This is a genomic window from Pseudomonas moorei, assembly GCF_008801475.1.
GTDB classification, from domain to species: Bacteria; Pseudomonadota; Gammaproteobacteria; order Pseudomonadales; family Pseudomonadaceae; genus Aquipseudomonas; species Aquipseudomonas moorei.
In genome coordinates, this window is the sequence record NZ_VZPP01000001.1 from 498,039 (window position 1) to 510,809 (window position 12,771).

General features: G+C 55.9%; 11 protein-coding genes and 2 pseudogenes. 3 read left to right on the forward strand and 10 right to left on the reverse strand.

The genetic code is table 11. From position 1 onward, the window contains the following. Positions 1 to 153 precede the first annotated feature (153 nt). Positions 154 to 2,226, forward strand: a complete 2,073-nt coding sequence (locus tag F7R06_RS02445) for a 2Fe-2S iron-sulfur cluster-binding protein (RefSeq protein ID WP_090321827.1) — start codon at positions 154 to 156, stop codon at positions 2,224 to 2,226. 17 nt (positions 2,227 to 2,243) lie between these two features. Here F7R06_RS02445 and grxC read toward each other — a convergent pair whose 3' ends face one another. From grxC to F7R06_RS02470, 5 genes are all read right to left on the reverse strand, one after another. Then, on the reverse strand, positions 2,244 to 2,507 hold the full coding sequence (gene grxC / locus F7R06_RS02450) for a glutaredoxin 3 (RefSeq protein ID WP_085702113.1): 264 nt from the start codon (positions 2,505 to 2,507) through the stop codon (positions 2,244 to 2,246). Positions 2,508 to 2,537: 30 nt separating this feature from the next. Further along, entirely contained in the window at positions 2,538 to 3,200 is a 663-nt protein-coding gene (locus tag F7R06_RS02455; RefSeq protein ID WP_085702112.1) for a carbonic anhydrase, read from the reverse strand. Between the two features lie 36 nt (positions 3,201 to 3,236). Further along, positions 3,237 to 3,485, reverse strand: coding sequence for a DUF2790 domain-containing protein (locus tag F7R06_RS02460; RefSeq protein WP_075944499.1), 249 nt, complete (start codon positions 3,483 to 3,485; stop codon positions 3,237 to 3,239). Between the two features lie 103 nt (positions 3,486 to 3,588). Beyond that, positions 3,589 to 4,056 (reverse strand): cyanase, encoded by a 468-nt coding sequence (gene cynS / locus F7R06_RS02465; RefSeq protein WP_075944500.1) that lies wholly within the window; start codon positions 4,054 to 4,056, stop codon positions 3,589 to 3,591. A 417-nt stretch (positions 4,057 to 4,473) separates the two neighbouring features. Then, positions 4,474 to 5,376, reverse strand: a complete 903-nt coding sequence (locus F7R06_RS02470; protein WP_162842374.1) for a LysR family transcriptional regulator — start codon at positions 5,374 to 5,376, stop codon at positions 4,474 to 4,476. Between the two features lie 122 nt (positions 5,377 to 5,498). Here F7R06_RS02470 and F7R06_RS02475 point away from each other — a divergent pair. Further along, positions 5,499 to 6,929 (forward strand): annotated as a pseudogene (locus tag F7R06_RS02475) (aldehyde dehydrogenase family protein). 315 nt (positions 6,930 to 7,244) lie between these two features. Here F7R06_RS02475 and F7R06_RS02480 read toward each other — a convergent pair. After that, complete coding sequence (locus F7R06_RS02480; RefSeq protein ID WP_090321822.1) at positions 7,245 to 8,027, reverse strand: SDR family oxidoreductase; 783 nt, start codon at positions 8,025 to 8,027, stop codon at positions 7,245 to 7,247. Further along, positions 8,024 to 8,350 carry a nuclear transport factor 2 family protein gene (locus tag F7R06_RS02485; protein WP_090321819.1) on the reverse strand — a complete coding sequence of 109 codons (327 nt, stop codon included), beginning with the start codon at positions 8,348 to 8,350 and terminating at the stop codon, positions 8,024 to 8,026. Before F7R06_RS02485 ends, F7R06_RS02480 begins: the two co-directional genes overlap by 4 nt. 102 nt (positions 8,351 to 8,452) lie before the next feature. On the opposite strand from F7R06_RS02485, the gene F7R06_RS02490 reads away from it, so the two are divergent. After that, a complete protein-coding gene (locus F7R06_RS02490; RefSeq protein ID WP_090321816.1) occupies positions 8,453 to 9,382 on the forward strand; it encodes a LysR family transcriptional regulator in 930 nt (309 codons plus the stop codon). A gap of 179 nt (positions 9,383 to 9,561) precedes the next feature. Here the strand turns inward: F7R06_RS02490 and F7R06_RS02495 are convergent, their stop codons facing one another. The 3 genes and pseudogenes from F7R06_RS02495 to F7R06_RS02505 form a co-directional block, all read right to left on the reverse strand. Beyond that, positions 9,562 to 10,293, reverse strand: coding sequence for a purine nucleoside phosphorylase YfiH/LACC1 family protein (locus F7R06_RS02495; RefSeq protein ID WP_090321813.1), 732 nt, complete (start codon positions 10,291 to 10,293; stop codon positions 9,562 to 9,564). Between the two features lie 207 nt (positions 10,294 to 10,500). Beyond that, a pseudogene (locus tag F7R06_RS30975) lies at positions 10,501 to 10,720 on the reverse strand (SAM-dependent methyltransferase); the annotation flags it as partial. Between the two features lie 147 nt (positions 10,721 to 10,867). Further along, a complete protein-coding gene (locus F7R06_RS02505; protein WP_090321812.1) occupies positions 10,868 to 12,103 on the reverse strand; it encodes an MFS transporter in 1,236 nt (411 codons plus the stop codon). Between the last annotated feature and the right edge of the window lie 668 nt (positions 12,104 to 12,771).

Below are 12,771 nucleotides of genomic sequence, written 5' to 3' on the forward strand. Positions count from 1 at the left end.
TTTTTCTGGAAGAATCGGAACGCTTCATGAGGCTGTAAAGCACAGAGTTGATGATTCCCGGCAACTGCGAATTAGCCCCCGGTACCGGGATTCAACCATTCCTCGCCGGGCGGCGGGTGAAGGGCACCTGTTCACGAATGCGTAGAGGTGATCATGAATCAGTCGGACGCGCCAGGAGCATCCTCTTGGCATGCGGGTGAGCGTGAGTTGCAGGAAAGCGTCGGTGTCGCCGATCAAATGGAGATATTCGGGCGCAAGGTCGTACGTGACTTCATGCCTGATCAGCATCGATTGTTTTACAACCAGTTGCCTTACCTGGTGGTGGGCGCGGTCGATGAACAAGGGATGCCTTGGGCCACGTTGGTCGAAGGCCCCCCTGGCTTCATCCATTCACCCGATCCGCGAATGCTGCAACTCGACCGCCTGCCTGCCGAGGGTGATCCGGTCAGGGCAGCCCTTAAGCAGGGCGCTGCGGTGGGACTGCTGGGTATTGACCTGAAGAGCCGAAGGCGCAATCGCATGAACGGTAACATCAGCACCGCCTCGTCAGGCGGTTTTGCCGTTTCTGTGGTGCACGCTTTCGGCAACTGCCCGCAATACATTCAGTTGCGAGGCGTTGAGCCGGTCAGCCTTGGCCAAGCCTCAGCAAATGTTGCGGCCGAATGTCTCAGCGAACTGGATGAAGCCGCGAAGGCGGCCATCACCAAGGCCGATACCTTTTTCATCGCCAGCTATGTCGACCTGGATGACGATGCATCCCGGCGCTCGGTGGACGTTTCTCACCGGGGTGGCAATTCAGGTTTCGTCAGGATCGAAGGCAACGTGCTGACGATTCCCGATTTCGCCGGCAACCTGCACTTCAACACCTTGGGTAATTTCCTGCTCAACCCGCGCGCGGGGCTGGTGTTCATCGATTTTGAAACAGGCGACATGCTGCAAGTCAGCGGGCGTACCGAGATCATTCTCGAGGGACCGGAGATTGCCGCCTTTCAGGGGGCTGAGCGGCTCTGGACGCTGACCGTGGAGCAGGTGGTTCGACGTCAGGCTGTGTTGGCTCTCCGTTGGCGGTTTGATGGTTTTTCGCCTAACAGCCTGATGACTGGCAGTTGGGAGCAAGCTGAGGGCCGATTGCAAGCCGATAACCTGCGCGATCAATGGCGACCGCTGAGGGTGACGCGGATCGTTGACGAGAGCAGCTCCATTCGCTCCTTCTATTTTGAACCGGCCGATGGCGCGGGCGTACCGCGGTTCGAGGCGGGCCAACATCTGCCGGTGCGCTTTTGCCTTGCTGAAGGACAGGCGCCTCTGGTCAGAACCTACAGCCTGTCGAGTGCGCCGTCGGACAGTTTTTTCCGCATCAGCGTCAAGCGTGACGGACTCATCTCGTCGCATCTGCACGACCGCGTTCAGGTAGGGGATCTGGTTGAAGCCCGTGCCCCTCAAGGGCGTTTCACGGTGCAAGCCGATGAATATCGACCGTTGGTTTTGCTGGCCGCGGGCGTGGGCGTGACCCCACTGCTGTCGATGCTGCGTGAAGTGATTTATGAAGGCGAACGTATCCGTCGCACTCGACCGACCTGGTTCATCCAAAGTGCGCGCAGCCTGGGTGAACTCGGGTTTCGCGATGAGCTGTACGAACTGGCGACCCGTGCCAAGAATAAAATTCATGCGCTGCGTCTGCTCAGTCAGCCGGAAACTCACGCTCGCGTTGGTGAGGATTTTGAGGTGGCGGGGCGGGTGGATGTCGAGCTGCTCAAGGCATTGCTGCCCCTGGACGATTACGATTTTTACCTGTGTGGCCCTGGTGCTTTTACCCAGGCGCTGTACGACGGCCTGCGTCAGTTGCGTATTGGCGATGATCGTATTCACGCGGAGACTTTCGGCCCTTCGACTCTGGTTCGCCAACGGGATCATCTAACCCCGGCGGTCGAGCAGGTACCCGCGGCAAGCAGCCCGGTCAAAGTGCTGTTTTCGGCGTCGGCGAAGGAAGCTCGTTGGGAGCCGGGTGGCGGGAGTTTACTGGAACTGGCCGAGAGCCGTGGCCTGAACCCGGACTTCAGTTGCCGGGGCGGATCCTGCGGTACATGCCGGACCCGATTGGTCAGTGGTCAAGTGCATTATCTGAACCTGCCGGCTGAGATGCCGGCCGAAGGGGAGGTACTGATTTGCTGTGCGGTGCCAGCGCAAGCCAAGGAGGGCGAGGCCCCCCTGGTGCTGGATTTGTGATTTGGCGTCATCCGTACTCATCCCGCCATGCGCGGGCTGAGTACCACGTCGATGCCGCCTTCGCTTTCAAGTTGAGCCAGGTCATCGAAGCCACCAACGAGCCTATTGCCGAAGAAAATCTGCGGGACCGTACGGCGACCGCTTCGGCTGACCATTTCGTTCTTCACGCCGAGCGGGCGCACATCGATTTCTTTGTACGCAATCCCTTTGCCGTCTAGCAAGCGCTTGGCCTTGCGGCAGTAGGGGCATGTCGTGGTGGTGTACATAGTGACTTCCAGCATGTTCAGTACTCCTGAAAATGACAGGCTGATTCAGGCAACAGCTTTGGCTGGACGGGCATGAACGGCAACGGTGTTCGGATGCTTGACCAGAGACTTGAACGTCTTGTTGTCGGCGTCCAGGGCGTCGATTGAACCGGTCCCGATGTCGTAGACCCAGCCATGCAGATTCACCTGACCTTTTTCCTGAGCCAGGCGCACGCTTGGATGAGTCTGAATGTTGGCCAGTTGGGCGATGACGTTTTCACGCACCATGGAACTGACTTTGGCGGCTTCACTGGTGTGAGGACGCGATTCGTTGATGACTTTCGCCGACTCGGCATGTTGCAACCAGCCGGCGACCGCAGGCAGGTGATCCATGCATTTGCACTTGGCGACAGCGGTCATGGCACCGCAATCGGAATGGCCGCAGATCACGATATCGGTCACGCCCAGTACGGCGACAGCGTATTCGACAGTGGCAGACACACCACCGGGATGCGGGCTGTAGGACGGCACGATGTTGCCAGCGTTACGGATCACGAACAGCTCGCCTGGCTCTTGCTGCGTCAGCAGTTCCGGAACAACCCGGCTGTCGGAACAGGTAATGAATAACGTGCCTGGATGTTGTGTGGTGGCCAGGTGTTTGAACAGGTCAGTGCGTTGTGGGAATGCTTCTTTCTGGAACTTCAAGAATCCTTCGATGAGCGCTTTCATGGTGTGTGCCTTCAATAAGTGGTGTGTGGGAAACGATCAGTTGGTGCAACCGCTGCCGATCACGCTGTATTCCAGAACATGGGTTTCACCATGGGAATCGCGGTAGGTCATTTGCACCGGTGTCGGGCCGCAGACATCCGCCGCCGACGTGATATTGACGACCTTGGCGATATCCAGATGCATGCCGTACGCAAATGGAACGGCCTCGGGTGCGACCACGGCTGGCTGGGCGTAGGCCGACAGCGAAGCGGTCAGAGACAGGGCCAGCGACAGAATTTTTCTCATGATGAATCCTCCATTCAAATGTGGTGATTGATCGAAAGGGCTTAGTCGTTTTTTGAAGCAGGCCCGCAAGGCTGCGGGCCGATTTACAGCTGTGGTTGCATCCTTAGAAAGGACGCAGTGGCAGGAACTTGCCGTCGAGAGTGATCACTGCGCGGTGGCCGCCTTCAGGGTCTTCGACTTTCTTCATGTCGAGCTTGAAGTTGATTGCGCTGATAATGCCGTCGCCGAACTGTTCGTGAACCAGGGCTTTCAACGTGGTGCCGTAGATCTGGATCATTTCGTAAAAACGGTAGATGGTCGGGTCGGTCGGGACACCATTGAGGCTGCCACGCAGCGGGATGATTTGCAGGCGGGCCACCGAATCGGCATCCAGCTCCAGTTTTTCACCGATCACTTTGGCAGCGGCTTCAGGCAGCGGGTGCTGGCCGAGGAGGGCGGCGGTGACGTAAGCGAGGCCGAGGCCGGTGCCTTCAGTCACTTGTTCGAAGGACAGATTCTTGCGCGCCTTGGCGTCGAGTATTTTCGCGGTCAGTTCGAGGCTGGTGTCGTTGTAAGCGTGGGACTGTTGCATGGTGTTTCTCCTGTCCGGTTGGCTCGGTTGCTGTTGCTTGGGTGTGAAGCAATCTTCTGCCATTCGATCAATAGCGTCCAAGACCGATAAACAATCCATCGCATAAGTCCTACCTATAGGTGCATCCCGGAGTGCTCACAAACGTTGAAGACTCAGAAACGCTACCGTTGACCTTCAACGGCTACCCGGTTCGGATTGACGTGGCTGAGGAAAGCGTCACCACGCACTCATCGGACCCGAAACGACCACCAGCAATCATTCCTGCGAATCGACACAAGTTCGACGCAAGCCTCAAATATGAAAGTGAATGACTCGACAGCGCAATGACACTCGGCTGTTCCCAGGAGCAAGCGACGCAGGAGGCGGGTTTATATGGGGTATTACAGTTATGTTCGACGATACAAGGGGGCATAAAAATCAACCCACCGTGGGCCGCAACTTCTGCGCCAGTTCAATCAGTGCGCGCAATCGCGCTGGTACGAAACGATGGCCCGAGTAGTAGAGCCTCAACCCGCCAAATGAAGGGCACCACGGCATCAACACCGGCACCAGTGCGCCGCTTGCCAGTTCATCGACGATGAACCACTCGGAAATAAATCCAATGCCAAGGCCCAACAACACGGCCTGTTTGATGGCCAGCAACTCGTTGGAGGCGAAGCGCACCGGCAGATCCATCTGCAGCTTTTGGCCATCGCGCTCCAATTCCCACTGGTAGAGGCCACCATGGGCCATGCGCATGCCGATGCTCCGGTGGGTGAGCAGGTCTCGCGGATGCTCGGGCACGCCGTGGCGTTCGAGGTACTCGGGCGTTGCGACCACGAGCATCCGGATGTCACCTGACAGTGCCACGGCGATCATGTCTTGCGGCACAGACTCTGCCAGGCGAATCCCGGCGTCGAAGCCACCGGCGACGATGTCGACCATGCTTGATTCGCTGACGATGTCGATGCGCACTTCGGGATAGCGCTCAGCGTACTGCTTCAATAGCGGCTCCAGCAGCAGATAGGCCGCCCCATGCGGTGCATTGATGCGCAATGTGCCGCTGGGTTCATCGAGGCCGACGCTGGCTTCTTCGTCGGCACTTTTGATCTGGGCCAACGCAGGTGCGATGCGTGCCACATAGCGTTGCCCGATGTCGGTGAGGGCAACGCTGCGCGTGGAGCGATTGAACAGGCGAACTTTCAGGCGTGCTTCCAGGCCGGCCACCGCGCTGCTCACGGCGGTAGTGGACATTCCCAACTCCTGTGCTGCGCCGCGAAAACTGCTGCGGCGCGCAACGGCCAGAACCACTTCCAGCTCGGTCATTCCTGTTCTGTGCATGGATTGTCCTGAATATAAGGATTCTTCATAAGCCAAAGGATGGCTTATCGGAATAATGAACCCTTCTTAGACTTGATCACAGAGGCTCGATTCAGGCGAGTCATTTTGAGCGAGGAGTCGCCATGCAACGCATTGAACATATCTACATCAACGGCGAGTTCGTCATTCCACACGGTCAGGAATGGTTCGACCTTCATAACCCGAGCACCGAGAAAGTCATTGGTCAGGTTCGATTGGGCGATGCACTGGACGCTCAGCGTGCCATCGCAGCCGCCAAGGCTGCGTTCCCGGCGTGAGCTCGTACAAGCAGGGAAGAACGAATTTCGGCATTGCAACGCATGCACCAGGCCGTGGCGGCAAAGGAGGAAGAGCTGCTGGAAGCCATCCTCGTGGAATACGGCGCACCTGCGGTTCGCGGGCGTTGGATGGCGACTTATCCGGCTGACGTGATCGCGCAAGCAATCGATGCACTGGAGGCGTTCGATTTCGAGGAGCAGGTCGGCATGGCCAGGGTCATTCTGACGCCCGTGGGCGTGACCGGTCTGATCACACCCTGGAACAGCAATGCGGGCTTCATTTGCAACAAGCTGGCCACCGCGCTGGCGGCAGGCTGCACCGCGGTCATCAAGCCCAGCGAGATGAGCGCGTTGCAGACGCAGGTGGTGGTCAGGGCGTTGCACGAAGCGGGGCTGCCGCCGGGTGTATTCAACATCGTCAACGGACGAGGCGATGTGGTAGGCGAGGAAATCGTCCGTCATCCCGACGTTGCCAAGATCTCGTTCACGGGGTCGTCCGCTGTCGGCCAACATCTGGTAAAAACCGGTGCTGACACCATGAAGCGCGTGACGCTTGAACTCGGCGGCAAGTCGCCCACCGTGGTGCTTGACGATGCGGATTTCCAGGCAGTCATGCCGCTGGTGCTGCAAGCCGGATTTCTCAACAGCGGCCAGGCTTGCATCGCGGGCACTCGCATCCTCGTTCCGCGCAGCCGGCTGGCAGAGTTCGAGCGGATTGCGAAGGAGGGTGTCTCACAAATTCAATCGGGCGATCCAGGCAACGCCGACACCGAGATCGGTCCAATGGTGAGCCAGAAACAGTGGGAACGGGTGCAGCGCTACATCCGTATCGGCCAGGAAGAAGGCGCGAGGTTGCTGGCGGGTGGCGAAGGTCGCCCGGAAGGCTTGCACGCCGGATGGTTCGTGAAGCCCACGATCTTCACTGATGCCAACAACCGGATGCGCATCGCGCGTGAGGAAATCTTCGGCCCCGTGCTGACGATCATCCCCTACGAGGATGATGCTGATGCGATCAGCATTGCCAACGATACGGACTATGGACTGAGCGCCCTGGTGCTGGGAAAAAGCTCCCAACGTTGTATGAACGTCGCCCGGCAGATCGATTCGGGGCGCGTGCTCATCAACACGCTGGCCCACGAACCACGTGCCCCCTTCGGTGGATTCAAGCATTCAGGCCTTGGGCGCGAAATGGGCAGGTGGGGGATGAGCGCGTATTTGGAGCCGAAGACGTTGATCAGGTATGACCCGTTGAAATGACTGGGTCAGGTCCCTGTCTGGGAGCACTGGATGGGGATGGGCAGTTAGCGTCCGCTAATGGCCGATTACTGCCTGTCGCGAGGGGCACAAAGCGGCCAAAAGCGGCCAATGGCCGCCGAAAGCAATAGACAGGGTGAGCCACTAGAGGACTTCTGGACTTAGGAACAGATGCGGTGCTGCAGGCTTGAGGGTATAGGCCCGACATCCTCGAAACATGCAATGGCATAGGCCCATGTCGCCGGGAACATCCCGCGAGATGCAGGGAAGCGGCAAGCCCTGAGGGCTCGCTGTCGTTCAGTTGATTGCGGCTATCGATTACAGCGTTGAGATGGTACCGCCGTCAATACGGTGTTCGGATCCAGAGATCGAGGCAGCCCGGGAGGACGCAAGGAAGACGATCAAGTCGGCAACCTCTTGAGGCTTGGCCGGCCTACCCAGTGGGATTCCGCCTATCGACTCCATAACAATTTGTTTGCCGCCTTCGTAGTTGGTTCCAGCTTGTTCAGCCAACCGCTCGGCAAACCTTACGGACGCCTCGGTCTCAATCCACCCCGGCGCGACACTCAGCACGCGAACGCCTTTGGGCATTACTTCTCTTGCAAGGGACTTGCTGTAAGTGGTGAGCGCCGCCTTGGCGGCGGCGTAGGCGGTAGTGGACTCAGGCAGAGGCATCATGCGCTGGATCGAGCTCACATGGATGATGACACCTGAGCCTTGGGCCAGCATGGATGGCAGTAATGCGCGGTCCAGGCGTACAGCAGGCATCAGATTCAAATTCAGTTCTGCTAGCCACTGCTCGTCACTGATGGCGGCAAAACCACCACCAGGAGTGCTTGAGCCTCCGACCACGTTGATCACGATATCGATACCACCCCACCTATCAAGGACAGTCTGCGCGAGGTGAGCAACACCTTTTGCCGTGGTCAGATCTGCACCGATATAGGTTACGCCATCCACCGGTCGTACTGACACGTCGCGCGCCGATGTCGCTACCTTGGCGCCTGCCTCCACGAGAGTCTGAACGACTGCAGCGCCAAGGCCCATTGTGCCGCCGGTGACCACTGCGCGCAGGCCATCGAGTTGAAGGTCGAAGTTCATGCTGTTACCTCCAGCGATGCGATCAGGCCGCGTTCGAGACGAAAGCGGTACGACAGAACGGTCGGGCTGCCAGGGAAATTGCCGCTGACCTTGGCGCGGACGAGTTGCAATCCGTCCTCTCGCTCAATTGTAAGGGGAACGGTGGTAGCGCTGTACTTGAGCGATGCCTCGGCCATGAGGGCCTTGATGGCGTTGATACCGGTGTAGGTGTGACCGAAGTCCGTCATGACGGCTTGCGCCGTGAAACAATGCGCCAGTGCTTCGGGGCTATGTTCAGACGCGAAGTAGGCGGCGATTGTCTCGGGTAGGATCAAGGTAGGCATGTTGTCGGCTCCATGGGGTCGGTGAAAGCCCTAGGATGCGTACCGGACAGAATTAATTAAATAACCTAGAATCAGCATTGGCTATGTAGAGAAAAATGCATAATGCGTGGATCCGAATTTGCTGAGCTAAAAGCCTTCGTGGCCATCGTTGAGCGCCAGAGCTTCGCCCGCGCGGCAGAGCATTTGGGTCTCTCAGCCTCCGCGCTAAGCCAGACCATTCGGCATCTCGAAGCTCGCCTTGGCGCACGGCTACTCAATCGCACCACTCGCAGCGTTGCTCCATCGGCGAGTGGTGAGCTGCTCTACAGCCGTATCGCCCCCTTGTTTCGAGAGATGGCTGTTGCAGTCGCAGAAGCCAGTGAGGCGACAGGGCAGATAAGCGGCACGCTTCGTATCAATACGCCGGGGATCGCCGCCAGAACCCTTATCGCGCCTCGGCTGTCACGCTTCCATCAGGCCCACCCTAATGTGCTGCTCGACATCGTGGTGGACGACGCACTGGCCGATATCGTGCTCGGCCGTTTTGACGCGGGCATCCGTGTAGGTGGCAGGCTTGAGAACGACATGGTGGCCATCCGCCTCACCCCGGACCTGAACATGGTCGCTGTGGCATCTCCGGACTACCTCGCACGCCGTGGCACGCCCCGGTCACCTGCCGAGTTGCAGGATCACGCCTGCATAAACTGGCGGTTGCAGATGGACGGCAGACCATATCGCTGGGAGTTCCAGGAGCGAGGCCAGCTAATGGAGGTGTCGGTCAACGGCCCCGTAGTCACCAATCATCCTGACATCGGTATCGCTGCAGCCCTGCAGGGACTCGGCATTGCCTATCATTTCAAGAAAGAAGGCGTGGGTGAACTCTTGGCCCAAGGGCGGTTGGTCCAAGTTCTCGCTGATTGGTCGATCTCGCGCCCAGGGCTTTTCCTCTATTACCCGAATAGAAAATATCGACCAGCCGCCCTAGGTGCGTTCATAGACTGTCTATTGGATCGCAACTCGTTCGATCGGCCCTGTTCCGAAAACCATCGGTGATAAGCGCCAGGTAAATTGGGGAGCGGGCAACATTGAGCATCTCAAACCGACAGAGTACGCAGCGGTAGTTTTTGAGCGCTTGTTTTACTGTCGCGGGTGTTTACGCGGTTAAGCTTAATTTCTGGCCATAGGCAGCTTTTGGCCGATTTCTGCCTGTCGCGACTGGCTGAAATCGCCATTCAGCAAATCGGATCCCGATAACGTCTTATCCAGGAATACTGGAAGGATTTAGGCTCGGCTTGATGGCTCCGCCGCCGATAGCTGCCCAGATCAGCGCTGTGGCAATAAGTACAATGTTCAAGCACCTGAATCTGTTCAATACTCACGCCACTCGCCACCAAGTGGTGCAACGCATATTTTCGTAGATCGAACCAGGCTTCATTATGTGTGACCTCAGGTTCGACCCAAGGCGCACTTGCGGGTGGCACTCTGTGGGGCGTCCACGGCGGAGAATCGTTTTGCCAAAGATGGCTGTCGGCATATTCAATACCCTCGACAAACTTCCTGTTCACCTCATAACAACAGGGGCCGATGGATGGGCCTATCACTATTCGCAATCCAGCAAGAGAAGCACCTTCTTTCTCTAACCGGCCTATCGAATTACCGAGGATGCCCGCTTTCAAACCCTGCCATCCGGCATGGATTGCCGCGACAAATGGTTGATCAACCGACGCAACCAGAACCGGCAAGCAATCGGCAGTGATGACCGCTACCGCACCCCGGACTCCTCTCGAGAACAGTGCATCGGCGACAGGACGTTCATCTCGCCCTTCCACGTCAGCATCGATGATGTGCGTACCGTGAGCCTGAGCACAGTAACGTGTTCCTTCCGGCAGCGTTAAATTTCCAGAAGTCTCGAAACCATGCTCCACGCCGGGGATATCGAGCAGCAACGAAGACAGGTAGGTCATAGAGCAGGTCCTATCGATGGCAATCCCGGGTACTGGCATATCATCCGTAGTAGGGATGGGTCAAGCTCGCAGAGAGCCCTGCTGGACGTTTACGCTCACAGCCTGAAGCTGCTTGATATGACCGTCCGCTCCTGGCCGATTGCTATCCGTCGCGAAAGGCTGAAAACGGCCAGGAACTGCTACTCAGATCACCATTAAGACTGTTTTTCACGTTAACCAAGCACCCCAGAACAGACTGCTGAAAAGCGGGTAGCGTCCCCAAAAACCGCATCATGCAAAAGCTTCTGAACAGCCGCCTCAGAATGTGGAGGGTCAGCGCCTTGAAGAATTTTTCCAAGTTTGACTTTCACTTCATCCGGACTAGCTCCGTGCCGCCGCCAACGTTGCGTATAGACATCGAGGAGACCGGCTGAGTGGCATAGGCATATTAATCAAAAACAATAAGCCAAGTGGATCGACTTATTTTTCCTTTGGGTGGATGCATAAAAGATACCTGAATAAACCCGGATGGTATCCGGGTTTATTTAAGCGTTAATCCGCGTGCAATATGTGGCCACCCTTAAAATATTTCATTTCATGTTGCCTCCTGCCGGTTTGCCGAAACGGGTTCGAGTATGATGTCCTGAGTCACCAACTTTGGCTTTTCGGGCATGAACCATATAACGCATGCCGAGACGAAAAAAAATCCGGCGCAAACCATCAAACCAGCCGCCAAACTGTAGTATGTTGCGATACCGCTTAGCAATAACGGCGCAAGAGCGGCCAAGCCGCGCCCGGCGTTGAAGCAAAACCCGGCGCCCAGCGTTCGAACGTGAGTAGGATACAATTCGCTGAAATATGCACCGAACAAACCCGCGAAGGCGATGAAAAATGCATACAGGGCACCAAGCCAGAGCAGTGTGTTTGCCTGGGAGGCATAAATATAAACTGGTAACATTACCGTGGTGCATACGAGGGAAATGATGATAACTTTTCGCTTTCCAATAATGTCCGCCAAGTATCCGAAGAAATTCAGACCAATAAAGTTGCCAATATTTAGTATGGCCATGAAGGTTGCCATGGAACTCAAACTCAAGCCTCGTTCTTGGACTAGATAGGTAGGTAGCCACGTATTGGCACCCCAGTAGCCGAGCAGGGCAAAACTGGCTGCTGTAGTACCCAGTAGAGTCGATTTTATGAGCGCCGGTGAGAAAATCTCAGTAATCGTAGCGCTTTTTTTGAGGCTAAGATTCTGCGCCTTGGCTGCCTTCCATGCAGGTGTTTCTGGAACCCAGAAATAGATGTAAAGCACAGGAATAACGACCATGCCGCCTGCGTAAACAAACATGGTCCGCCATTCGGGTAGCATGTATTTTGCCGCTAATGACGCCGCGATAGCACCAATGGCAAACGCGCTGATTGCAAGTGACGTCGCTCTGGCCCGTTGATGTGATGGCCAACTTTCAGCGATGTATACTGCGACAATTCCCCACAGGCCGCCCAGCCCAAGTCCGGAAAGAAAGCGCAGACCCATGAATACATAAAGATTTTCAATGCTCGAGAGTATCGCTGTTAATGAACCAAACAGTAGCAAACAGGTAAGCATAGCCTTTCTTCGCCCAAAGGTGTCTGCGTACCAGCCAGCAATAACACTACTTACTCCAATACCTAAAAGAGTGGCGGTTGCCAAGAGTCCCCCTTGGTTAATATTGAGGTCCATGTCCTGCCTGATCACTGGCAGTGAAAGTGAAAGCATTACAATTTCGATCGCATCAAAGAAATATGCTATAAAGCAACCTATCAATACATGCCATTTCGATATTTTATTCATTTTTATTTTCCTATCTGTTTGGATGTGGCGATTGACATATTTATGCATTGGTAGATTGGCAATGGTCAATGTGACACGTTGCCTAATGCAATCAATCATAGAGCCGAGAGTTTTTATTTTGGCGTTGAAGGGATGTGGAACGTTAATGAGTTTTACTTTTTGGGAAGATGAGTTTTCAAATCTAGCGCAAGTGCCATTTTAATGTGAGGTTTGGATGATCGGGCTCTAATAATCTGCGTCAGCGGATCTAGATGTGTGGAATAGTCATATTCAAGCCTTATTTTTAATTATTATGTGCAAAAGTAGATCTGCTTTGAGGACAAACTAGAGGCTAAGGAAGCTGGAAACAAATAATCTGGTTTATGCTTATGAATAAATCTCGTTTATAGGATGAATGCGAAGGTACATGCGGAGACTGCCTCCTTGGTCAATGCGTTATAAAACGGCCACTTAGCGCATTTTCTGAGCCTTGTGGGAGTGCTGACGTCCTTCAGGAGCGGTCACGGAAATTGGTAACTGAATGTGTAATATTTGATGGTGACCCGAAAGGTCGCGGTTTCAAACCAGACAAACGTCACTCCAAGCGTGAGAGGCGAGATTTTAGCTGCCCTTCCATACTCGTCTTCCCAAGATGAGTTGGCTGACTCTCGTTAAACGGGCTGAGCCAA

What these genes read in the sequence shown, in the direction of transcription:
- F7R06_RS02445 (WP_090321827.1), top strand. Translation starts at nt 154, where the DNA reads ATGAATCAGTCGGACGCGCCAGGAGCATCCTCTTGGCATGCGGGTGAG.
- grxC (WP_085702113.1), bottom strand. Translation starts at nt 2,507, where the DNA reads ATGCTGGAAGTCACTATGTACACCACCACGACATGCCCCTACTGCCGC.
- F7R06_RS02455 (WP_085702112.1), bottom strand. Translation starts at nt 3,200, where the DNA reads ATGAAAGCGCTCATCGAAGGATTCTTGAAGTTCCAGAAAGAAGCATTC.
- F7R06_RS02460 (WP_075944499.1), bottom strand. Translation starts at nt 3,485, where the DNA reads ATGAGAAAAATTCTGTCGCTGGCCCTGTCTCTGACCGCTTCGCTGTCG.
- cynS (WP_075944500.1), bottom strand. Translation starts at nt 4,056, where the DNA reads ATGCAACAGTCCCACGCTTACAACGACACCAGCCTCGAACTGACCGCG.
- F7R06_RS02470 (WP_162842374.1), bottom strand. Translation starts at nt 5,376, where the DNA reads ATGCACAGAACAGGAATGACCGAGCTGGAAGTGGTTCTGGCCGTTGCG.
- F7R06_RS02480 (WP_090321822.1), bottom strand. Translation starts at nt 8,027, where the DNA reads ATGAACTTCGACCTTCAACTCGATGGCCTGCGCGCAGTGGTCACCGGC.
- F7R06_RS02485 (WP_090321819.1), bottom strand. Translation starts at nt 8,350, where the DNA reads ATGCCTACCTTGATCCTACCCGAGACAATCGCCGCCTACTTCGCGTCT.
- F7R06_RS02490 (WP_090321816.1), top strand. Translation starts at nt 8,453, where the DNA reads ATGCGTGGATCCGAATTTGCTGAGCTAAAAGCCTTCGTGGCCATCGTT.
- F7R06_RS02495 (WP_090321813.1), bottom strand. Translation starts at nt 10,293, where the DNA reads ATGACCTACCTGTCTTCGTTGCTGCTCGATATCCCCGGCGTGGAGCAT.
- F7R06_RS02505 (WP_090321812.1), bottom strand. Translation starts at nt 12,103, where the DNA reads ATGAATAAAATATCGAAATGGCATGTATTGATAGGTTGCTTTATAGCA.